This window comes from Azospirillum sp. HJ39, from assembly GCF_041507355.1.
GTDB classification, from domain to species: domain Bacteria; phylum Pseudomonadota; class Alphaproteobacteria; order Azospirillales; family Azospirillaceae; genus Azospirillum; species Azospirillum thiophilum.
Genome location: NZ_CP167914.1, coordinates 161,085 through 184,244, shown reverse-complemented (window position 1 = coordinate 184,244; position 23,160 = coordinate 161,085). Strand labels below are relative to the sequence as shown.

General features: G+C 66.7%; 14 protein-coding genes and 1 pseudogene. 6 read left to right on the top strand and 9 right to left on the bottom strand.

All coding sequences use genetic code 11. The features are described 5' to 3' along the window. The first annotated feature begins 309 nt into the window (after window positions 1-309). Window positions 310-8,064 carry a calcium-binding protein gene (locus tag ABMY26_RS36105; protein ID WP_372400556.1) on the top strand — a complete coding sequence of 2,585 codons (7,755 nt, stop codon included), beginning with the start codon at window positions 310-312 and terminating at the stop codon, window positions 8,062-8,064. 174 nt (window positions 8,065-8,238) lie between these two features. Here the strand turns inward: ABMY26_RS36105 and ABMY26_RS36100 are convergent, their stop codons facing one another. From ABMY26_RS36100 to gmd, 3 genes are all read right to left on the bottom strand, one after another. Further along, a complete protein-coding gene (locus ABMY26_RS36100) occupies window positions 8,239-8,697 on the bottom strand; it encodes a hypothetical protein (protein ID WP_372400555.1) in 459 nt (152 codons plus the stop codon). 72 nt (window positions 8,698-8,769) lie between these two features. Next, a complete protein-coding gene (locus tag ABMY26_RS36095; protein ID WP_372400554.1) occupies window positions 8,770-9,765 on the bottom strand; it encodes a GDP-mannose 4,6-dehydratase in 996 nt (331 codons plus the stop codon). A gap of 37 nt (window positions 9,766-9,802) precedes the next feature. Next, window positions 9,803-10,858 (bottom strand): GDP-mannose 4,6-dehydratase, encoded by a 1,056-nt coding sequence (gmd, locus tag ABMY26_RS36090; RefSeq protein ID WP_372400553.1) that lies wholly within the window; start codon window positions 10,856-10,858, stop codon window positions 9,803-9,805. Between the two features lie 282 nt (window positions 10,859-11,140). On the opposite strand from gmd, the gene ABMY26_RS36085 reads away from it, so the two are divergent. From ABMY26_RS36085 to ABMY26_RS36075, 3 genes are read left to right on the top strand one after another with little or no spacing between them, the layout of a single operon-like run. Then, window positions 11,141-13,081 carry a tetratricopeptide repeat protein gene (locus ABMY26_RS36085; protein WP_372400552.1) on the top strand — a complete coding sequence of 647 codons (1,941 nt, stop codon included), beginning with the start codon at window positions 11,141-11,143 and terminating at the stop codon, window positions 13,079-13,081. A 43-nt stretch (window positions 13,082-13,124) separates the two neighbouring features. After that, window positions 13,125-13,883 (top strand): class I SAM-dependent methyltransferase, encoded by a 759-nt coding sequence (locus tag ABMY26_RS36080; RefSeq protein WP_372400551.1) that lies wholly within the window; start codon window positions 13,125-13,127, stop codon window positions 13,881-13,883. Continuing rightward, window positions 13,876-14,811, top strand: coding sequence for a methyltransferase domain-containing protein (locus ABMY26_RS36075; protein WP_372400550.1), 936 nt, complete (start codon window positions 13,876-13,878; stop codon window positions 14,809-14,811). Before ABMY26_RS36080 ends, ABMY26_RS36075 begins: the two co-directional genes overlap by 8 nt. A gap of 187 nt (window positions 14,812-14,998) precedes the next feature. On the opposite strand, the gene ABMY26_RS36070 is transcribed toward ABMY26_RS36075, so the two are convergent. The 3 genes and pseudogenes from ABMY26_RS36070 to ABMY26_RS36060 all read right to left on the bottom strand — a co-directional run bounded on the left by ABMY26_RS36070 (window position 14,999) and on the right by ABMY26_RS36060 (window position 15,936). Continuing rightward, window positions 14,999-15,556: a hypothetical protein gene (locus ABMY26_RS36070; RefSeq protein ID WP_372400735.1), complete on the bottom strand. Its 558-nt coding sequence runs from the start codon at window positions 15,554-15,556 to the stop codon at window positions 14,999-15,001. A gap of 56 nt (window positions 15,557-15,612) precedes the next feature. Continuing rightward, window positions 15,613-15,717 (bottom strand): annotated as a pseudogene (locus ABMY26_RS36065) (hypothetical protein); the annotation flags it as partial. 39 nt (window positions 15,718-15,756) lie between these two features. Beyond that, window positions 15,757-15,936 (bottom strand): hypothetical protein, encoded by a 180-nt coding sequence (locus ABMY26_RS36060; protein WP_372400549.1) that lies wholly within the window; start codon window positions 15,934-15,936, stop codon window positions 15,757-15,759. A 197-nt stretch (window positions 15,937-16,133) separates the two neighbouring features. On the opposite strand from ABMY26_RS36060, the gene ABMY26_RS36055 reads away from it, so the two are divergent. Next, window positions 16,134-17,876, top strand: a complete 1,743-nt coding sequence (locus ABMY26_RS36055) for a tetratricopeptide repeat protein (RefSeq protein WP_372400548.1) — start codon at window positions 16,134-16,136, stop codon at window positions 17,874-17,876. A 284-nt stretch (window positions 17,877-18,160) separates the two neighbouring features. Next, a complete protein-coding gene (locus ABMY26_RS36050) occupies window positions 18,161-19,351 on the top strand; it encodes a sulfotransferase family 2 domain-containing protein (RefSeq protein ID WP_372400546.1) in 1,191 nt (396 codons plus the stop codon). Window positions 19,352-19,493: 142 nt separating this feature from the next. On the opposite strand, the gene ABMY26_RS36045 is transcribed toward ABMY26_RS36050, so the two are convergent. The 3 genes from ABMY26_RS36045 to ABMY26_RS36035 all read right to left on the bottom strand — a co-directional run bounded on the left by ABMY26_RS36045 (window position 19,494) and on the right by ABMY26_RS36035 (window position 22,826). Continuing rightward, the gene (locus tag ABMY26_RS36045; RefSeq protein WP_372400545.1) at window positions 19,494-20,663 is read right to left on the bottom strand and encodes a glycosyltransferase family 4 protein; all 1,170 of its coding nucleotides are present in this window, start codon (window positions 20,661-20,663) and stop codon (window positions 19,494-19,496) included. Between the two features lie 196 nt (window positions 20,664-20,859). Then, the gene (locus ABMY26_RS36040; RefSeq protein WP_372400544.1) at window positions 20,860-21,372 is read right to left on the bottom strand and encodes a hypothetical protein; all 513 of its coding nucleotides are present in this window, start codon (window positions 21,370-21,372) and stop codon (window positions 20,860-20,862) included. Between the two features lie 5 nt (window positions 21,373-21,377). Beyond that, window positions 21,378-22,826: a tetratricopeptide repeat protein gene (locus tag ABMY26_RS36035; RefSeq protein ID WP_372400543.1), complete on the bottom strand. Its 1,449-nt coding sequence runs from the start codon at window positions 22,824-22,826 to the stop codon at window positions 21,378-21,380. Window positions 22,827-23,160 lie beyond the last annotated feature (334 nt).

Here is a 23,160-nt window from a genome sequence, read left to right as displayed (position 1 = left end):
GATTCGTCCTACCCACTTCGGTAGAAACGCATTGCCTTGGGTGCATTCCTTCGGATAACAAGGGCATGGTGCGTTAGCTAGCGCTAGGACTGAGTCTGCCTGCCTTCATCCGAACGTTAAGCACACCTTAGAGTGGTTCATCCGCCGGCGAACCAAACCTGAAGGGGATTACTAATGGCTGGAACCTACACCGTAGACGTTACTACGGGTTCGACCCTAACACTGGGGCAATTCTCAACAATCATCGGTGGCCAGGGTACTGACGTCATCACGCTCGGGACGTCCGGGAATACGGTGTCGATTTCGGCGTTGGAGACCCTGATCGGTACTGCCAGCACCGATTTCATCACGCTGACTGCCGGTTCCACCCTGCAGGTCTCGCTGCTCGAAACCCTGGTGGGCAGTTCCTCTTCCGACGTCGTGTTCTTGAACGGCACGGTTGGCGCGACGATGCTGGTGGACGTCCTCGAGACGATCGTCGGCGCGGCCGGGACCGACGTGATCTCGATCGCCACGTCGGGCTCCACGATGCTGGTGAGCCTGCTTGAGACGATCACCGGCGCCGCGGGCACTGACGTCATCACGCTGGGCACCGCCGGCAGCACGCTGCTGGTTTCGGCGCTCGAGACCCTGACGGGCGCGGCCGGCACGGACGTCGTGACGCTGGGCACCGCCGGCAACACCCTGCTGGTTTCGGTGCTCGAGACCCTGACGGGCGCGGCCGGCACGGACGTCGTGACGCTGGGCACCTCCGGCAACACCCTGACGGTGACTCTGGTCGAGACGCTGACGGGCGGCGCGGGCACGGACGTCGTGACGCTGGGCACCGCCGGCAACACGATCCTGACGAGCCTGATCGAGACCCTGACGGGTGGCGCGGGCAGCGACATCATCACCATCGCGACCACCGGCAGCACCCTGACGGTCAATCTGGTCGAGACGCTGACCGGCGCGGCCGGTACCGACGTCATCACCATCGGCACCGCCGGCGGCACCCTGCTGGTTTCGGCGCTTGAGACGGTCACCGGCGGCGCGGGCACCGACATCGTCACGCTGGGCACCGCGGGCGGCACGCTCACCGTCTCCCTGCTGGAGACGCTGACCGGCTCGACCCTCAGCGACGTCGTCACCATCGGGACCGTCGGCAGCACCCTGACGATCCTTGCGGTCGAGACGATCCTCGGTCTGGCCGGCACCGACGTCATCACGCTGAGCACGGCGGGCAACACCGTTCTCGTCGGCGGCATCGAGACGCTGACCGGCTCGACCCTCAGCGACGTCGTCACCATCGCGAGCACCGGCAGCACCCTGACGGTCAATGCGTTCGAAACGCTGACCGGCGCGGCCGGTACCGACGTCATCACCATTGGCACGGCCGGCGGCACGGTCACCGTCAACCTGCTCGAGACGCTGACCGGTAGCGCGCTCTCCGACCTGGTGTTCCTCGGCACCGCCGGCAGCACCCTGACGGTTTCGCTGGTCGACACCCTGATCGGCGGCACCGGCACCGACGTCGTCACCCTGGGCACGGCCGGCAACACGCTGCTGCTGCGCGGCATCGAAGTGCTGACCGGCGCGGCCGGCACCGACGTCGTCACGCTGGGCGACACCACCAACACCCTCATCGTTTCGCTGATCGAGACGCTGACCGGCGGCACCGGCACCGACATCGTCACCATCGGGACCAGCGGCAGCACCCTGTTGGTCAACGCGGTCGAGACGCTGATCGGCGGCACCGGCACCGACGTCATTACCCTGGGCTCGGCCGGCGGCACGGTCACCGTCAACCTGCTCGAGACGCTGACCGGCAGCACGCTCTCCGACCTGGTGTTCCTCGGCACCGTCGGCAGCACCCTGACGGTTTCGCTGGTCGACACCCTGATCGGCGGCACCGGCACCGACGTCGTCACCCTGGGCACGGCCGGCAACACGCTGCTGCTGCGTGGCATCGAAGTGCTGACCGGCGCGGCCGGCACCGACGTCGTGACGCTGGGCGACACCACCAACACCCTTACTGTTTCGCTGATCGAGACGCTGACCGGCGGCACCGGCACCGACATCGTCACCATCGGGACCAGCGGCAGCACCCTGTTGGTCAACGCGGTCGAGACGCTGATCGGCGGCACCGGCACCGACGTCATCAGCCTCGCTTCGGCCGGCGCGACGATCCTTGCCAGCCTGGTCGAGACGATCACCGGCGGCGCGGGTTCGGAACTGGTGTTCCTCGGCACCGCCGGCAACACGCTGACGGTTTCGGCGATCGACATCCTGATCGGCGGCACGGGCACCGACGTCGTCACCCTGGGCACGGCCGGCAACACCGTCCTGCTGCGCGGCATCGAGACGCTGACCGGCGCTGCCGGCACCGACGTCGTCACGCTGGGCGACACCGGCAACACCACGCTGGTTTCGGCGCTTGAAACCCTTATCGGCGGCTCGGCCACCGATGCGATCGCCCTGGGTACGGCCGGCAATACCCTGCTGGTTTCGGCTCTGGAGACGCTGAGCGGCGCTGCCGGCACCGACGTCGTCACCCTGGGTTCGGCTGGCAACACCCTGCTCGCCACTCTGCTCGAGACGCTGACCGGCGGCGCGGGCTCCGATGTCGTCGCCCTGGGCACGGCCGGCGGCACCCTGCTGGTTTCGGCTCTGGAGACGATCACCGGCGCTGCCGGCACCGACGTCATCACCATCGGCTCGGCTGGCGGCACGCTCCTCGCCAACCAACTCGAGACGATCGCCGGCGGCACGGGTTCCGATCTGGTCTTCCTCGGCTCGGCCGGCAGCACGCTGCTCGCTTCGGGTCTGGAGTTCCTCATCGGCGGCGCGGGCACCGACCTCGTCACCCTGGGCACGGCCGGCAGCACCGTCACGGTCCGTGGTCTTGAGGCACTGATCGGCGGGGTTGGCACCGACGTCATCACCATCGGCGACACCGGCACCACCATGCTGGTTTCGGCGCTTGAAACCGTCATCGGCGGCTCGGGCATCGACGCCATCACGCTGGGCACGGTCGGCAACACCCTGCTGGTTTCGGCTCTGGAGACGATCACCGGCGCTACCGGCACCGACGTCATCACCATCGGCTCGGCCGGCGGCACGCTGCTCGCCAACCTGCTCGAGACGATCACGGGCGGCACGGGTTCGGAACTGGTGTTCCTCGGCACGGCCGGTTCGACGGTCACGGTGTCGGGCATCGATATCCTGATCGGCGGCACGGGCACCGACGTCGTCACCCTGGGCACGGCCGGCAACACCGTCCTGCTGCGCGGCATCGAGACGCTGACCGGCGCGGCCGGCACCGACATCGTCACGCTGGGCAACACCGGCAACACCCTGTTGGTTTCGGCTCTCGAGACGATCATCGGCGGCACCGCCACCGACGTCATCAACATCGGCACGGCCGGCAACACCCTGTTCGTCTCGGCCATCGAGACGCTGACCGGCGCTGTCGGCACCGACGTCGTCACCATCGGTTCGGTCCTGGGCAACACCATGCTGGTGACCGGCCTCGAGACGCTGACCGGTCAGGTCGGCACCGACGTCGTCACGCTGGGCACCGTCGGCAACACCATGACCGTCTCGCTGCTCGAGACGATCACCGGTTCGGTCGGCACCGATGTCATCACGCTGGGCACGGTCGGCAGCACGCTGCTCGCCAACCTGCTCGAGACGATCACGGGCGGCACGGGCTCCGATCTGGTCTTCCTCGGCTCGGCCGGCAGCACGCTGCTCGCTTCGGGTCTTGAGTTCCTGATCGGCGGCGCGGGTACCGATGCGATCACGCTGGGCACGGCGGGCAACACCCTCACGGTCCGTGGTCTCGAGTCCCTGACCGGCGCTGCCGGTACCGACGTCATCACCATCGGCGACACCGGCACCACCATGCTGGTTTCGGCTCTGGAGACGCTGGTCGGCGGTTCGGCCACCGATGCGATCACCCTGGGCACGACCGGCAACACCCTGCTGGTTTCGGCTCTGGAGACGATCACCGGCGCTACCGGCACCGACGTCATCACCATCGGCTCGGCCGGCGGCACGCTGCTCGCCAACCTGCTCGAGACGATCACGGGCGGCACGGGTTCGGAACTGGTGTTCCTCGGCACGGCCGGTTCAACGGTCTCGGTGTCGGGCATCGACATCCTGATCGGCGGCACGGGCACCGACGTCGTTACCTTCGGCACGGCCGGCAACACGCTGCTGCTGCGCGGCATCGAGACGCTGACCGGCGCTGCCGGCACCGACGTCCTGACGCTGGGCAACACCGGCAACACCGCGACGGTTTCGCTGTTCGAGACGATCGTCGGCGGCACCGCCACCGACGTCATCAACATCGGCACCGCCGGCAACACCCTGTTCGTCTCGGCGCTCGAGACGCTGACCGGCGCCACCGGCACCGACGTCGTCACGCTGGGTTCGGCTGGCAACACCCTGCTGGTCAACCTGCTGGAGACGCTGACCGGCGGTTCGGGCATCGACGCCGTCACGCTGGGCACGGCGGGGACCACCCTGTTCGTCTCGGGCCTCGAGACGCTGACCGGTGGCACGGGCGCCGACGCCATCATCCTCGGCACCTCGGGCAACACCCTGCTGGTTTCGGGCCTCGAGGCGCTGGAAGGCGGTTCGGGTAGCGATCTGGTCTTCCTCGGTTCGGCTGGAAACACCTTCCAGACGGTTGCCCTGGAGTTCCTGATCGGCGGTGCAGGCACCGACGTCGTCACCCTCGGCTCGGCCGGCAGCACCACCACCGTTCGTGGTCTTGAGACCCTGCTCGGCGGGGTTGGCACCGATGTCATCACCATCGGCGACACCGGCACCACCATGCTGGTTTCGGCTCTGGAGACGATCACCGGCGGTTCGGCCACCGATGCGATCACCCTGGGCACGACCGGCAACACCCTGCTGGTTTCGGCTCTGGAGACGATCACCGGCGCTGCCGGCACCGACGTCATCACCATCGGCACGGTCGGCAGCACGCTGCTCGCCAACGCCCTGGAGACGATCGCCGGCGGCACGGGTTCGGAACTGGTGTTCCTGGGTTCGGCCGGTTCGACGGTCCTGGTGTCGGGTATCGACATCCTGATCGGCGGTGCGGGCACCGACCTCGTCACCCTGGGCACGGCCGGCAACACCGTCCTGCTGCGCGGCATCGAGACGCTGACCGGCACGGCCGGCACCGACGTCATCACGCTGGGCAACACCGGCAACACGCTGGCGATCTCGCTGATCGACACGCTGACCGGTGGCACGGGCAACGACCTCGTTTCGCTCGGTACCACCGGCACCACCATGACGGTGTCGCTGATCGAGACGCTGACCGGCGGTGTGGGCACCGACGTCATCACCCTGGGCACGGCCGGCAACACCCTCGCGGTGACGCTGATCGACACGCTGACGGGTGGTGCGGCGACCGACGTGGTCACGCTCGGCACGACCGGCACGACCATGCAGGTCTCGGCCATCGAGACGGTCACCGGCGGTGTGGGCACCGATGTCATCACCATCGGCACGACCGGCAGCACGCTGCTCGCCAACGCCATCGAGACGATCACCGGCGCTGCTGGCACCGACCTGATCTTCCTTGGCTCGGCTGGCAACACGGTCCTGGCTTCGGGCATCGAGCTGCTGATCGGCGGCACGACCACCGACATCGTCACGCTGGGGACGGCGGGCAACACCCTCATCCTGCGTGATCTCGAGACCCTGATCGGTCAGGCCGGCACCGACGTCGTCACCATCGGCGACACGGGCACCACCATGCTGATCTCGGCGCTGGAAACCGTCATCGGCGGTTCGGGCACCGACTTGGTCATCCTGAGCACGGCCGGCAACAGCCTGCTGGTTTCGGCTCTGGAGACGATCACCGGCGCTGCCGGCACCGACGTCATCACCATCGGCACGGTCGGCAGCACGCTGCTCGCCAACGCCCTGGAGACGATCGCCGGCGGCACGGGTTCGGAACTGGTGTTCCTGGGTTCGGCCGGTTCGACGGTCCTGGTGTCGGGCATCGACATCCTGATCGGCGGCACGGGCACCGACCTCGTCACCCTGGGCACGGCCGGCAACACCGTCCTGCTGCGCGGCATCGAGACGCTGACCGGCCTGACCGGCACCGACGTCATCACGCTGGGCAACACGTTCAACTCGCTCCTGGTGAGCGGCATCGAGACGCTGACCGGCGGCATCGCTTCCGACATCGTCACGCTGGGCACTGCGGGCAACACCCTGCTGGTGTCGGGCATCGAGACGCTGACGGGTGGCGTGGGCACCGACGTCGTGACCATCGGCACGGTCGGCGGCACGATCCTCGCCATCGGCATCGAGACGCTGATCGGTGGCACGGGCCTCGAGGTGATCTTCACCGGTTCCGCCGGTGCGACCCTCACCGTGTCGGGTGCGGACTACGTGATCGGCGGCGCCGGCACCGACGTCCTGACCCTGGGCACGGCCGGCAACACCACCACGATCCGCGGCATCGAGACGCTGATCGGCGGTGCGGGTTCCGACCTGGTGATCCTGGGCGACACCGGCAACACGATGACGCTGGGTACCGACATCGAAACGCTGGTCGGCGGTTCGGCCACCGACGTGCTATCGCTCAGCACCTCGGGCGCCACCCTGTTGACCCGTGCGATCGAGACACTGATCGGCAACGTGGGCACCGACGTCATCACGCTCGGTGACACGGTCAACACGATCACCGTGACGGGCATCGACACCCTGACCGGCGGCGCTTCCACCGACGTCGTCTTCACTGGTACGGCCGGCGTGACGATGACGGTTTCGGGCGTCGAGTTCCTGGTCGGCGGCAGCGGCACCGACATCGTGACCCTGGGTTCGGCGGGCAACACCGTCATCACCCGCGGCATCGACACGCTGTCGGGCGGTGCGGGCACCGATTGGGTGTTCCTGGGCGACACCGGCGTCACCATGGCGCTGGGCAGCGGCATCGAGCTGCTGATCGGCGGTGCGGCGACCGACGTCGTCACGCTGGGCACCACGGGCAGCACGCTGCTGACCCGCGCGGTCGAGACGCTGATCGGCTCGACCGGTACGGATGTGATCACGCTCGGCGACACGGCGAACACGCTCACCGTGTCGGGCATCGACACGCTGACCGGCGGCGCTTCCACCGACATCGTCTTCACCGGTTCGGCCGGCGTGACGATGCTGGCTTCGGGCGTCGAGTTCCTGGTCGGCGGCACCGGTTCTGACGTCGTCACCCTGGGTTCGGCGGGCAACACCGTCATCACCCGCGGCATCGACACCCTGACCGGCGGTGCGGGCAGCGACTTGGTGATCCTGGGCGACACCGGCGTCACCATGCGGGCCGAGAGCGGGATCGAAATCCTGGTCGGCGGCGCGGGCAGCGACGTGGTCAGCCTCGGCGACGGTGGTTCGACGATCCTCCTGCGCGGCATCGAGACGCTGGCGGGTGGCACCGGCAACGACGTGATCACTCTGGGCAACACCGGTGTGACCATGTCGCTCAGCAACGTCGAGACGCTGATCGGCGGGACCGGCACGGACTCGGTGACGGTGACGGCTGGCTCGATCCGCTTCCTCGGCGGCACGGGCGACAGCATCAGCCTGGCGTCGGGCAGCGGGACCGACACGATCGTGTACTCGTCCTTCACCGACATCAGCGCTCTGGGGGCCAACACCGGGTTCATCTCGGTGAGCAACTTCCAGACGGGCACCGACAAGGTGCAGTTGACCGGTACGGCCCGGACCACGGCGGACAAGAATGGTAACTCGGCGCTGACCACGGCGTCCGCGGCGACCAACGGGGTGAGCGTCACCAACGAACTGGTGAGCCTGACCTCGGCGGTGAGCGGCAGCCTGACGGAAACCGACCTCGCCAGCTTCCGCTCGGCTCTGGGGACGCTGACGAACTCGTCGGCTGGTGCGAGCACCCTGGTTCTGGCCAACAACGGCACGAACTCGGGTCTCTACCAGGTGGTCGATACCAACGGCGACGGCCAGGTGGCCGCCACCGAGGTCCGGCTGCTCGGCGTCTACAACGGCACGGTGCTCTCGCTCTCCGACATCAACCTCGGCTGAGCCTAAGCATCACGGTAAAAGGGAAGGGGCGCCCGCAAGGGCGCCCCTTTCTTTTTGATCCTGCCGTTTTCATCGTTAGCGTAAGAAGCGATGGCACGAAAAAAGGCGGCGGCCGGGAAATCGGCCGCCGCCTTGTCGTCTGGCCCCGGGGCTGTGCGCCGGGTGGGGGAGGGGTCAGTGAGCCGGCAGGGCCGACAGCCGGTCGACCATCCGAAGGATTCCCTGGGCCAACCGGACGATGGCTGGCGAGCCGATAAAGAGCTCGCGCAGCGCATTCCCCTCGCCGAAGCGCAGCACGAAGCCATTCGGGTTGAAGATCACTGCGACTTTGGCGCTGTCCGACAGGACATGCTGGGTGCGCCCCTGGAACACGGCATCCAGGATAGACCGCGCCAGTTCGCGTGCATCGTCGATGGCCAGGCAGGATATTTCCGGTGCCAGCCGGCTTTCGTTGAACAGGTAAACGCCTTCCAGCCGCAAGGCGTCGCTTTCCTGCCTGCCAGCGTCCGGTAAGGCCTCCTCATGCAAAACTCCCTCATGCAAGGCGATGTGGGAGAGGAACTTGCCGTCGGGAAACAGGACGGTGCGGTCGTCAACCTCGATGTTGATGACGAGCTTGCTCTTGGCGAACATGAGGCGAGGCTTTCGGGAGGAGGCGGGGAAGAGGACAGGTGATCCGACGCGTGCCGGAAAAGGCGAGCCGGCTCAGCCGGCGGCCCGGAGTGCCATCTCGGCGTCGAGCAGTCCGCTCACCACCTCGGTCATGCGCCGTTCGGCGCTCCAACCAAGCAGGCGCTTCGCCTTCTCGGGATTTCCGATGCTGAGCGCGATATCGGACGGGCGCATCAGGGCCGGGTTGCTGCGGACGTGCCGACGCCAATCTAGGCCGAAATAGGCGAAAGCCCGGTCGACGAAGGCGTCCAGGCGGTTGGCTTCGCCGGTGGCGATGACGAAGTCCTGCGGCTCGTCGTGGGCCAGCATGCGGGCCATGGCGTCGACATACTCGGGCGCCCAGCCCCAATCGCGGGCGATGCTGAGGTCGCCCAAGTCCAGCATCTCGGCCTTGCGCTCGGCGATATCGGCGGCGCCGCGGATGATCTTCTGGGTGACGTAGCGGGTCGGCCGCAGCGGCAATTCATGGTTGAACAGGATGCCGGAGCAGGCGAACAGGCCGTAGGCCTCGCGGTAGTTGGCGACTGCCCAGTAGGCCGCGGCCTTGCCGACGCCGTAGGGGCTGCGCGGATGGAATGGCGTGGTCTCGTCCGCCGGTCGGTCGGTATTGCCGAAGCACTCGCTGGACGAGGCATTGTAGAAACGGGTGTCGAGGCCCAGGAAGCGGATCGTCTCCAGGATGTTGATGGTGCTGGTGATGGTGCTGTTCAGAGTTTCGACCGGCTGGTCGAAGGACAGGCCGACCGAGGCTTGGCTGGCAAGGTTGTAGATCTCGGCCGGGCGGACCCGGCTGATCACCTCGAGCACGCTGCGGAAGTCGGTCAGCCCGGCTGAATGAAGGGTTACCCGATCGAAGATGCCGAGCCGCCGCAGGTTGGCGAAGCTCGACATCTCGCGGTCGCGCGACGTGCCGTGGACGCTGATGCCATTGCCCAGCAGGAACTGGGCAAGGTAGGCGCCATCCTGGCCCGACACGCCGAAGATCAGGGCCGTCTTCGGGCTGCTCCTGGTCGTGCCGCCGATGTTCATGAAGGGAGCCTCGCCGGCACGGGTCGCGACAAGGGGGTTACCGGCGCTCGATCCCTTCGGAAAGCAGGCGCAGGTCGGCCTCGACCATTTCCCGGACCAGGTCCGGGAAGGCAGTGGTGTGCGTCCAGCCCAGCTTCGCATGTGCCTTGCTGGGGTCGCCCAGCAGCAGGTCGACCTCGGTCGGACGGAAATAACGGGGATCGATGCGGACCATGACCTTGCCGGTCTGCTGGCACACCCCCTCCTCGTCGACGCCGTGGCCGCGCCATTCGATCGACCGGCCGATGTGGCTGAAGGCCAGTTCGACGAACTCGCGTACCGAATGGGTCTCGCCGGTGGCGAGCACGTAATCGTCCGCCTCGTCCTGCTGCAGGATGCGCCACATGCCTTCGACGTAATCGCGGGCGTGGCCCCAGTCGCGCTTGGCGTCCAGGTTGCCGAGATACAGGCAATCCTGCTGGGCGGTCTGGATGCTGGCGACGGCGCGGGTGATCTTGCGGGTGACGAAGGTCTCGCCGCGGGTCGGACCCTCGTGGTTGAACAGGATGCCGTTGGAGGCGTGCATGCCGTAGGCTTCGCGGTAGTTCACCGTGATCCAGTAGGCGTACAGCTTGGCGGCGGCATAGGGGCTGCGCGGGTAGAACGGCGTGGTCTCGCGCTGCGGCGTCTCCTGCACCTTGCCGTACAGCTCCGAGGTCGAGGCCTGATAGAAGCGGGCTGTCTTCTCCATGCCCAGGATGCGGATCGCTTCCAACAGGCGTAGGGTACCGATGCCGTCGGCGTTGGCGGTGTATTCCGGCGTCTCGAAGCTCACATGGACGTGGCTTTGCGCTGCCAGATTGTAGATCTCGGTCGGCTGGATTTGCTGCACTAGACGGATCAGGTTGGTGCTGTCGGTCAGGTCGCCGTAATGCATGAAGAAGCTCACGTCCTCCTCATGCGGGTCACGGTAGAGGTGCTCCACGCGTCCCGTGTTGAAGGAGGAGGACCGGCGCTTGATGCCGTGGACGACATAGCCCTTTCCCAGCAGAAGCTCGGCAAGATACGCGCCATCCTGGCCGGTGGCGCCGGTGATGAGGGCAACTTTGCGCAAAGGACCGACCCTTGATCTGTACGGTGTTGATGATCGGGCACTATCGTCAAGTCATCTGACGAAGGCAAAACTCTTGGTTTTTCGCCTTCCAAGGGTTTCAGAAGGCCGCCCCGGCGGCGTTCAGGATGTGCGGTACGCGGCACGAACGCTGTTGATGCGCCCAACCGGGGGCGATAGGGTGCGCGCCGAACAGGCCGGGGCGCACGGGGCGGTTCCATGGGGATGTTCCCGGGCGGAGCGCTCTGGCCGGATCGACTTCCAAGCCGCACTGCACGGATCATCATGACCACGGTTGCCGAAGCATTGCAGATCGCCGTCGGGCTTCACCGCGCCGACCGCCTCGACGAGGCGCGCGCGCTGTACCTGCGTATCCTGGAGGCCGATCCGCGCAACGCCCAGGCTCTCCATCTCCTCGGGCTGGTCGAACGCCGGCAGGGGGGCCGGGACAAGGCGCTGGAGCTGATACGCGCCGCCCTGGAGAACATGCCGGAGATGGCCGACGCCTGCTGCAACCTGGGCAGCATGCTGTCGGAACTCGGCCAGGTCGACGCCGCCGCCGCCGCCCACCGCCGGGCGCTGGTCCTCGATCCCGCGCTGGAGGCTGCCCATAACGGCCTCGCCACCCTGCTGTGCAGCCGCGGCGGCCCGCGCGACTGGGCGGTGGCGGCGGCGTCCTTTCGCCGCATCCTGCGGCTGCAGCCGGACCGCCCCCATGTGTACCACGACCTCGGCATCGCCTTGCGCCAGGACGCGGCGGTCGAGGCGGCGCTGGGCTGCCAGCGGAACGCGCTGTCCCTGCGGCCTGACTTCGCCTCCGCCTTCGGGAAACTGGGCAACCTGCTGGTCGAGCTGGGCCGGTTGGACGAGGCGCTGGTCTGTTTTCGCCGGTCGTTGACGATGGAGCCGGACAGTGGATCGACCCTCTACAACCAGGGCAATGCCCAGCACGCCGCCGGGCTGACCGAGGCGGCGGTCGACAGCTATATCCGCGCGGCGCGCGGCGGCGTGCCCCTGGCGCTGACCCGGCTGGCCGACGTGCTGACCGGCCTCGGTCGCGAAGGGGAGGCGGAGGCGGTGCTGCGGCTGGCGCTGACCACCGCCGGCAGCGACGTGCCCGGCGCCATCGACATGCTGTCGGCCCTGCTGGTGCGCCAGGGGCGGCTGGAGGAATCGCGGGGCTTCTTCGCCGACTACCGCTATCCGCACGCTGCCGATCCTGACGCCTACCGTCTCGAATGCCTGACCGCCGTCGCCGAAAGCTGGCTGGCGGCCGGCGACTGCGACCGCGCCGTGGCGATGCTGGCCGGCGTGCACGGGCATGGCAGCCGCTTCTTCACCGTCAAGTCGATCGCCGGCCTGCAGCAGGCCATGGCCCGGCAGGGCGGACGGCTGGAGCGGCGGGACAATCCGGATCCGGGTCAGCCGCGCATCTGCTCCTCCACCCTCGCCACGCATGGGCAATTCGCCCACAATGTGCTGGAATATGTGATGTTGCGGCTCTACGCCGAGCGATACGGCTACCGGCTGGAGACGCCGGACTGGGTCGGCGGCCATTACTTCGACCTCGACGACCCGCGGCCGAGCGGCGGGCTGAAGCCGCTGCATTTCGCCCGACGCATCCTCAATGACCTGCTGACCGGGCGGCGCGACGATCCGCGTCCGAACGTCGACATCCTGTCGCCGCTCTTCCTGTTCGAGCATCGTGAGGAATGGCGGGAGCGGGTGCAGTCCTGGCTGCGGCCACGCGCCGCATGGATGCCGCAGCTCGACCCTGTGATGCAGGCGCTCAAACGCCGCGGCAACACGGTGGTGGCGCTGCATATCCGGCGCGGCGACTTCGTGTGGTTCCGCTACACCATCACCGAGACGTCCTGGTACGTCGACTGGCTGACGGCGCTGTGGCCGACGCTGGACCGGCCGGTGCTCTACATCGCCACCGACGATCCGGCGATCATCGGCGACTTCGCGGCCTTCGCCCCGGTCTCGCTCGGCGACCTCGCACAGGACGGGCTGGTGGAGCCATGGACGGGGTTGGAGTTCCTGCAGGACTTCCACGTCCTGATGAACGCCGACGTGCTGGGCGTCAGTGCCCAGAGCGGCTACAGCCAGCTGGCCGCCCTGCTGAACCGCGACGCCCGCCTGTTCGTCGAACCGGACGCGGCGGCGCGGCGGATCAAGCCTTATTCACCCTGGATGCCGTCCTCGCGGACGTCGTCTGTCTGACACCGACCAAAGCGACGCCCTCAGCGGGCGGGAGGGCAGCCCCATGGATCTCGCGACCAAGGAATTCTACGACGACTTCTGGCCTCGTTACGTCCCGATCTACGAGGAAACCAAGAAGTACATGCTGGAGACGCTGACGGAGCGCAGCATCGGCCGGGCACTCGACGCCGGCTGCGGCCATGGCATTTGTTCGGTCATCCTGTCGGAGATGGCGGAGCAGGTGGTGTCGGTCGACGTCTCCTCCGACAGCCTCGCCACCGCCCGCCAGCAGGCCCAGCGATTCAGCCGCGAGAACATCGAATTCCACCACCAGGACCTCCAGGAACTGGACCACGGGCTGGGACCGTTCGATCTGGTCTGGTGCTGGGGCGTGGCGATGATGGCGCCCGACCCGATGAAGGTCATGCACAACCTGATGACCGTCACCAAGCCGGGCGGCACCGTCTATCTCGGGCTGTACCTGAAGACCTGGCTGTCGCCGGTGCATGAAGGGGTGCGCCACTTCTGCCGCGCCTACATGGACACGCCGGCCCGCCGCAATCTGGTCGGCGGCTTCTTTACCGGCCTGACCAAGCTCGCCTGCGTCCTCAAGGGGCAGGAGATCAACCGCCGCGCCGACAACGTGTCGATCCAGGCCCAGGTCGAGGACTGGTACTACCCGCCCTACAAGACCTTCTATTCGATCGAGGAGATCGTCGCGCTGTTCGAGCGCAACGGCTTCAAGGCCGAGTGCATCCAGGACCGGCTGGGCCGCATGAAGAGCGCGACGATCTTCGTGATCCGGGCGACCAGGAATGGCTGAGGAGACAGCGGGGCAGGACCAGCCGGCCGACAGCTCCGAGCGGGCCCCGCCCGACTGGGCGGAGTTGGGCCGGCTCTTGTCCCGCGGCTACATCGACAGCGGTTTCATCGGCGGCGTCACCCGTGTGCCGGTGGAGCATGTGGTGCGCGACATGCTGTCGGAGGCGCGCGCCGACGAGCAGGTCGCCGAATTGCGGCGTTGCGCCGCGGCTGCTGGCATCGATGCCGGCAAGGCCCGCATTCTGGAGGTCGGGTCGGGCTGCGGTATGACCGTTGTGCGTGGACGAACGGCGCACGGGCTGGACATCCACGGCATCGAGCCCAGCATGGGCGAATACAGCTCGACGCTGGACGTCTGCCGCCGGCTGATCGAGCATTACGGCCTGCCGGCCGACGCGGTGCGCGACGCCACCGGCGAGGCGATCCCCTTCGCCGACGCCAGCGTCGACATCGTCTATTCCTCCAATGTGCTGGAGCATGTCGGCGACCCGGTGGCGGTGTTGGACGAGGCGCTGCGGGTGCTGAAGCCGGGCGGGCTGCTGCTGGTCGTCGTGCCCAACTACGGATCCTGGTGGGAGGGGCATTACGGCATCCTGTGGGTGCCCGGGATGTCGGCGCGGCTGGCGAAGCTGTATGTCCGGCTGCTGGGCCGCGACCCGGCCTATGTCGATACCCTCAATCTGATCGACCGCCGCTGGTTCGACCGTTGGCGCGCCCGCCATGGCGCGCGGGTGGAGGTGCTGGACTGGGGTTGGGATCTGTTCGAGACGCGGCTGCGCACGCTGGGGTTCGGCGATTGGGCGGCCTTGTCGGTCGCCAAGCGCATCGTCACGCTGGTCCACCGCTCCGGTCTGCTTGAGCCGGCGATCTGGCTCGCGCGGCGCCTGCACTGGGAAACGCCGATCATCTTCGTGGCGCGCAAGGGGTGAACGGGGGAGGCTGATCGGAGCCAGCCTCCGGCCCTTGCGACCGTCATCCCCTCACCCCCGCCGGCAGCAGGTCCGGCGTCGAGGTCCGGCCCGATGCGGTGGAGCAGCGCCTCGTCGGCGTGGGGCAGGCCCTTGGCGGTGTTGTCCTGCTTGTGCAGGTCGACCAGGCTGACGCCAGGGATGGCCGTCAGCGGGCGGACGACCTCGAAGGGGACGGAGCGCTTGGGGTCGGCATCGCGGGTGGCGTCGCCGTTGCTCCAGCACAGGCCGGCGCGCAGGCCGCCCAAACAGGCCAGCCGCTCCGCCCTCGGCCGCCCTCGGCCGCCAGGGCGACCGTGTCGTCGGGCAGCGGCCGGCCGTCCCAGATGGGGATCGGGCTTCCGTCGGCGTGGAACCAGACATTGTTCTTGCGCGCCTCGAAATCGGCCATGCCGCCGACGAAGTCGCCGCGCCGCAGCCGGTTGATGCCGGCGATGTGACGGGCGTCGGTCAGGGTGGGCTGCAGACGCAGGGCCCGGCGGCAGACCGTGAGCGATCCCTTGGCGCGGGCCATCTCCTCCGGCACCAGGGCGACCTGCAACTGGGCCGCCGGGTTGCCGGGATCCAGCATGGCCGAGGCCCTGGCGTTGCGCAACAACTCCTCGAACTCCGCCCCTCGCGAGACGGGGTTGAGCAGCAGCGCCCCGCTGAGGGCGATGCGGGTTTCCGGATGGTCCGGACGCAGCCTGGCGGCGTCGTGCAGCACCTGACGGCTTCGTCCAGCCGCTCCAGCCGCAGCAGCACGCCGCCCAGCTGGTACAGGGACTCGGCGTCGCCGGGAAGCTCTGCGGCCAGCTGCCGCAGCAGGGGCAGGGCTCCGGCATGGTCGCCGATGCCCTGTGGCGTCCGGCACAGGTTCTGCCGCACGGCGGTGAAGTCCGGGGCCAGCCGGCAGCGATCTGCGCATCAGCGCCGCGGCGGCGCGCTCCGCCCGAACCGCTTCTCCACCAGCCCCGGAAGCTGCAGCCCGTTATAGTCCGCCGGCTTAAGCACGAGCGCCGCACGGTAAAGCGACCCGGCCTCGTCCAGTCCATCGGCCCGATGGGCTTCGACGGTGCGGAGAAGGAAGGGTGGCGTTTGGGTCATGGAACGGCTCGCGACGGACATGCGGCCGTTACTGTCGGCCTTTGCAGGGCGCCTTTATGGCCGGGGGATGGCGCCAATTGCAATTCCGGAAGTCAGTGCCTCGGTTGACCCGAAAAAACCCGCCGTGCTATGGCCGCAAGGCAGAAGACAGCACCATCCGCCTTCATCTCCCCCGCCGGTCAGTGGATATCCGCTTCATGGGTCAAGACATCGCGCACGCCATACAGCATTACCGGTCCGGGCGCCGAGACGATGCCCTGGCCCTGGCCGAACGGGTGTTGTGCGAAGCTCCCGACGACGGCGGTGCGCTTAACCTCGCCGGCGCCATCCTGTACGAGCTCGGCCGCCTGGACGAGGCGGAGGAACGGCTGTCGCGGCTGGTGGCGCTCGATCCCGCCTTCTTTCAGGCGCGCATCAATCTGGCGGTGGTGCAGCAGGTGAGAGGCGATCAGATGGGAGCGGTCGCCCAGTTCCGCATGGCTGCGGCGTTGATGCCCGACCGGCTGGAGGTGCAGGACCGGCTGGGCAACCTGCTGCACATGCTGGGCGATTATGCCGGGGCGTTGCGCCATCTGCGCCGCGCCGTTCGGTTCGCCCCCGGCGACCTCGACCGCCGGGTGCTGTTGGCGGTGTCGCTGCTGTCGAATGGCGGTTATGCCGAGGCGGCCGGAATTCTGGCCGATGTGCTGGCCCGGCAGCCCGGCCATGCCGATGCCCGTGGCCATCTGGCTATGGCCTGGCTGTCGCTCGGCCGGCCGGATATGGCGGAGGCGGTGCTGGCGGAAGGCGGCGCGGCATCGGGTGAGGCAGTGAACACCCTTGCCCGCGCCCGGCTCTACCGCCGGATCTCCCAGGACGCTCGCCGGCCGCAGACCCCGGACGGGATTTTGGTGCGTGCACCCTTCTCGGTGCTGTCGGGCTATGGCGACTTTGCCCAGCATTTCGTGCGCAGCCTGATGGAGTGCGGGCAGACGCTGGGATTGGCCGGGCTCAGGGGCGACGAGAGCTGGCGCCCCTCCTTCGGCGATCCGATCCTGCAGGCAGCCGCACGCCGGCTGGGTGAGCCGATGCGGGCCCGGCTGGCGCTCAGCGTGCTGACCCCGCCGCTGGTGGAGCCGATCCCCGGCGTGCCGACGGTCAATTACACCATGTTCGAGGGGCCGCGTATCCCGGCGAGCTGGGTCGCCTGCAACCGGGCGCATGATCTGGTGATCGTGCCGACCAACTCCTCGCGGCTGGCCTGGATCGCCTCCGGCCACCCGGAGGACCGTATCCGCGTCTGCCCGCCCGGCATCGCCCCCAACCCGGCGGACGCCGGTGCGCGGCCGCTGATGATCGCCGGGCCGCTTGGCCGGGCGGTGATGGATTACCGGGTCCGTGTCCTTAACATCTCCGATTTTATCGCGCGCAAGAATTTGGACGGCCTGCTGCGGGTCTGGCTGCAGGCGACCCGCGCCGACGACGATGCGATCCTGATCCTGAAGGTGGGAAAAGGCGGATCGGCCCTGGTCGGCGAGGTGCGCCGGCTGGTCGAACAGGGCATGCGAGCCACCGGCCGCCGGCTGGAGGCCGCCGCCCCCATCGCCTTGCTGACCGACCGCTATGACGAGCAGGGGATCGCCAGCCTCTATGCCATGGCGACCCATTACCTCAGCCTGTCGCACGGCGAGGGCTGGGATTTGCCGATCACCCGGGCGGGCTGCCTGGGGGCCGGCCTGATCGCGCCGCGGCACAGTGCCTACACCGCCTATCTGAACGACAGCGTCGCCCACCTGATTCCCTGTACCACCGGTCCGGCGCTGATGCCCTACAGCGACGCCTACTATCCGCCCTTTCACGGACTGGACTGGTGGCACCCGGACGAGGATGCAGCTGCCGACATCCTGGCCCGCATCATCCGCAACCCCGAGGGCGAGCGTCGCGACGCCGCCCCCATCTGATGGAAAACTTCACCTGGGATGCCGCGGCGCACCGCCTGCTCGATGCCCTGGACAAGGTGGGACGATAGCGGGCCGTCTGCCGGCAGGGCGCTTTTCCGAATTCCCGCGAAAAGCCTGCGAGCGCTGCGATCATGTCATGGTCGGTCCTGTTTTTGGAGCGCATGCGCGAGAAACTTTTGACCCTTCCCAAGTCAAAAAAGAACCTGCTATCTTATCTGGAGTGAGTATATTTTCTTTGCCACCACAGATATGGTGCTGAAGTGACGGAACCTATTCGGAATGAATTGAAGGAAGAGATCGACTTTGAACGGGTGGTGTTTTTGCATATAGCAAAGACCGGAGGCACAACCCTGGATCATATATTGCGGGGAAATTTTCACCCATATGAAGTATTTCCGGAGAGATTATCGGGAATTTCAGCTTGGCCGCCGCATTACTTGTTGAGATACAAATATTTTTCCGCACATGAAAGCTTTGATAGATTTAATGCTTTTGCCCCAAAGCCATTTAAGATGGTAACGGTTCTTCGAGAGCCGATCGATCGGTTGATTTCTCAGTATTTGTATTGGAGAAGCCACACAAAAGAGCATATCGAGGCCAATAACCTGCATTATCCTCGCCTTGCAAAAGAATATAGCCTGAAAGAATTTCTAAAATTCCCCATTCCTGTTTTGCAAAATTTGGTTGAGAATGTCACTGCAAGATATCTGACCGATCATACAATGAAGAATGATTGGGAGGTTTGGCGGAGTGGCGATGAGAGTGAAATGCTTGATCGCGCTCTAAAAAATCTTTCAAAGATTGATGTATACGGTATAGCCGAATTCATGGATGATTTGGTCGATATCATATGCCGGCATTTTGATATGCCAATGCCTTCTGTTATCCCACGAATGAATGAAACAAAAAAGAATAACATGGATGGAACGTCGTGCTTCGAAGAAGTCGATGATTTTCCGATCGATGATGAAACCGAAGAGCTTTTGGTAAAATTGAATTGCCTTGATACAATCATATACAATGAAGCTGCAAAGCCATTCCTCGAGAGAGCGAAAAAGAATGGCAGGCGCCTTTCCGGCATCCAATCATCCTGCGGGCGAGCCGTCGCGCATTACGCCAGGAGCGTTTTCACGGCTGAGCCGGGCGAGGTTGGGTTTCTTCTCTTCGGCCCCTATAGCCGATTCAGGAAAGGGAATTACACAATTACTTTGGAAGTAAAAATCTCGAATCTTCCCAAGGGTATGATGGACGGTACGGATATCGGCTTCGTCGATGTTTCCTCAGGAAAAGGAAACGTGATTTACACCCATCGGGGTATAAGGGTAAAGGATGGAGCGGGCGAAGGATATCATAAACTATACGTAGACTTTTCCTTGGAAAAGACGGTTATAGATTTTGAGGTGAGGGTCTATACATCAGGAGTTTGCTCTTTCTCGATAAATCAGGATGTCCGCCTTCATGAAAGGATTGCCTGATGCAGGCAGGGTGATGATGTCATGCTTGCTGTGATGGCCCTTTATGGGCGGCATTGCCTCCGGGGTGCTGGCTCTCGGCCATGAGGAAGCGGCGGCCATGCCGGCGGCGCTCCCTTTTCTGCTCCGCCACCGGCCGGCCGCCTCATTGCGTGGCATCGACGAAGGACTCCGCGAAGGCGCGCCATGTCCGCTCGGTGCGGATGAAAGCCTTGGCGCGGGCGGCGCGGGCCTTGGCTTCGCTTCGGTCAGAGTGGATTTGCTCCAGCGCCTCCACCAGTTCGTCGACCGAGGATTCGCCCCAGCCGAAGCGGCTGCCGTCGCGGTCGTCCACTGGCACCTGATGGTCCAGCGACAGGCACAGATCGTTGCCTTGGCTCGGGCTCTTCAGCAGGTCGCGGTGGCCGGTGTTATTGGACAGCACCACCGGCACGCCGCAGGCCATCGCCTCCATGGCGACGAGGTTGGTGGCGCCCTCGCAACGGTTGGGGAACAGGGCGGCGTCGCAGTCGGCCAGCACCCCGGCGATCTGGTTGCGGCCAAGGAAGCCCAGGTCGAGGAACCCCTCCTCGTCGGCGCCGTTCTCCAGCGCCCAGGTCTTCACGTCGACCATCCGGTTGGGCAGGATGCGCGGCGGCATCGGCACCAACGGCGATTCAGCCATGGTCATGCCGACCTCCGGCCAGGCGTTCTGCCAGGCGGTGACCAGCAGCGCCTCCGGGTGGCGTTGGCGGAAACGCAGGAAGGCGGCCAGCACGATATCCTGGCCCTTGCGGAACTCCAGCTTGCCGCCGGAGAAGACGACGAAGCGGTCGCCGAATCGTCCGCTGGGGGAGGCTTCCACCATCTCGGCCGGATCGATGCCCTGGAAGGAGAGGCCGACATTGTCGAAACCCCAGATCTCCAGCAGCTGCTTGTTGTAGGTGGAATGCACGACGATGCGGTCGTACTGGCGGGCGCGGGCCATCACCTCGGGCGTGAAGCGGGTGTTCTCGTAGGCGATGACGCCGACGTTGCGGCGTCCTCGGAAGCGGGACGACGGGCCGCCGGCGGTGAAGCCGTTGCCCAGCGCATGCAGGACGTCGAACTCCTTCAGCAAAAGCATGTGGCCCTTGGCATTGTCCGCCATGGCGATGATCTGCTGGCTGGGGCCTTCCAGGGGTTGGAGCTTGGCGCGGTTCTCCGGGCGCAGGGTTCCCATCAGCGGCCGTTCCAGCAAGAGGAGCGGTCGGCCCATGTCGGCGAGATACAGCGCGGTGTGGACGCCCACCAGTCCCCAGCCGTGGACCTCGGTGAGCTGCCAGGTGAAAGCCAAGTTCGGAATCATTGGGAAAACCCTGTTCTGGCGGGCCGGTCCTGCCGGGCGGCGAGCGCCGGCGGACGATCCCGCGCCGGTGGCCGGTTTGTCAAGTTGGGCCGCCGGCTTGCCGAGCCGACGCGACCCGGCCGGGCGTGGGGCATCGCACCGGCAAACGCATCTTCCGGGTTTCAGGAGATACCCTCCATCGCGCTCAGGCGGCGGGGTGCGCCATCCAGTCGCGCCACATGGCGCGGTAGGCCGCTTCGACGCTATGGGCGAAGCCCCGGTAGTCGGTCAGCGGAGCGGCGTTCAGCCGGTCGCGCATGGTCTGCCGCAGGACGGACAGCCGCTCCGGATCGCCGGCGATATCCACCGCCGTGGCGATGTAGCCGGCCTCGTCGGCGGCGATCAGGTCGGTCAGGCCGCAATGAGTTAGCAGGCTGGCGCCGACGCGGGAGACGTGCGTGTTTCCCGCTACGGTGACCACCGGCACGCCCATCCACAGCGCCTCGCAGGTGGTGGTGGTGCCGTTGTAGGGGAATGGGTCGAGGGCGATGTCGATGCGGTCGTAGGCGCGCAGATGTCCGTCGGCGGCGTGGATGCGGGCCAGCAGGTCGATCCGGCCGGCGTCGATGCCGTGCTGGACGAAGCTGTTGAGATACCGCTGGCGTGTTTCCCCGTCGCCCATCTGGGCACTCTTGATGATCAGGCGCGATCCCGGCACGCGCTTCAGGATTCGGACCAGACCCGCACCACCTCACCGGTCACCTTGGAGGTGTTGTTGAAGGAGCCGAAGGTGACGTGGCCGTTGGTCCCCATCGGCGGCTCGGCGGGCGGGCCGACATCGACCGGCGGCCGGTAGCTGTGGAAGCCGTGGGGCAGGCGGACGATGCGCTCGGCGCTCAGCCGGTCGGCTTCGCCCATGGGGTCGGCGACGGCGTCGCTCAGCCGCCAGTCGATGGCGCGCATGCCGGTGGTGTCGGGATATCCCAGCCAGGTCGCCTGGACCGGAGCCGGCTTGCGGGCGAACAGGGTCAGGCGGTTGTTGGCGGTGTGGCCGGTCAGGTCGACCAGGATGTCGATGCCGTCCTGCTCGATCAATGCCGCGGCGCGGGCGGCGTCGACCCCGGCCAGGGAACGCCAGCCGTCGGCCATTCCCTTCAGCCGTTCGGTGACCGTGTCCGACCGGGTGACCGCATGGTAGCAGAAGACCTCGAAACGGCTGCGGTCATGCTCGCGGATCAGCGGTTCGGCGAAGAAGGCGACCGAATGGGCGCAGAAATCCGGCGAGACATAGCCGATGCGCAGGCGCCGGTCCGGCTCGCGCCGGTTCGCGTACCGCTTGCCGGCGGGCAGCAGCGGGTCGGCATGGCGTTGCGCCCACACCGCATGCGCCTTGAAGGTGGTTTCGGGCGGGACCGCCGGGGTGTAGTGCAGGGCCAGCAGCAGGTTGGAATGCATCAGGGCGTGGCCGGGATGCGCCTCCAGCCCCTTCTGGAAGATGGTGATCGCCTCCTCGATGCGGCCCATCTCCTTTAGCGTCTCGCCCAGGTTGTTCCACGCCTCGGCCGATGTCGGGTCGGCCTTCAGCGCGGCGACGAAGCATTCCACCGCGCGGGCAAGCTCGACCGCGCCCTTGTGCAGGTCGCCCAGGTTGCACAGCGCCGCCGCCATGCCGGGCTTCAGCCGCAGCGCCTCACCGTAGGCGGCCTTGGCCCCCTCGCGGTCGCCGCGGTTGCGCAGGATATTGGCGAGGTTGAAGTGGGCTTCGGCATAGTCGGGCTTCAGCCGGACGGCGGCGCGCAGGGCGTCCTCCGCCTCGGCCGTCCGGCCCATGTCGAGCAGCAGGCAGCCGTGGTTGCTGTGGACGAAGGGATCGGCCGCGTTGCGGGCGAGCGCCCTGCGGTAGCAGCCCAGCGCTTCCTCCCAGTCGCCGCGGGCGCGCAGGATGATGGCGAGGTTGTTGTTGGCGTTCGGATGCCCCGGATCGGCAGCCAGCACGGCACGGTATCCCGCCACGGCCTCTGCCGTCCGGCCGGCCCGGTGCAGCGTCAGCGCCCGGGCGAAGCCGGTATCTGCCGTCCCGTCCTCCCGGACGGCGGAGGCCGTGGAGCGCGGGGCCTGGGAGGAGGCCGGGCGTTTGTTGGCCTTGGCCGGCTTGCGTGGAGGCTTTTTCATCGGGCTGCCCGCTTGGCTTCAAGTCTTCGTCGGCAAAGGGCCGTCCCGTCGGTCGATAGCAATGACGGCGCGGTGTCCGCAAGCGGCATCTCGTCCGCCGCCCAATGGGCGGAGCGGGGACATATGATGGATGACCGATGCCGCCGGGGACAGATGGCTTGCCGCTGTCATGGGTATTCTGCTATTTCAGCGGAACCGCGTGGCTAGGCATCGTCCGCAAGTGGCGGACGCACACGCTCCGTAGCGCCCCCGGTTCCAGGAGCGCATGGTTGGTGTGACCGGGTGACCGAACGGTATGAAGACCTTGCTTTCGCGACGCACTCTACACCCTCTA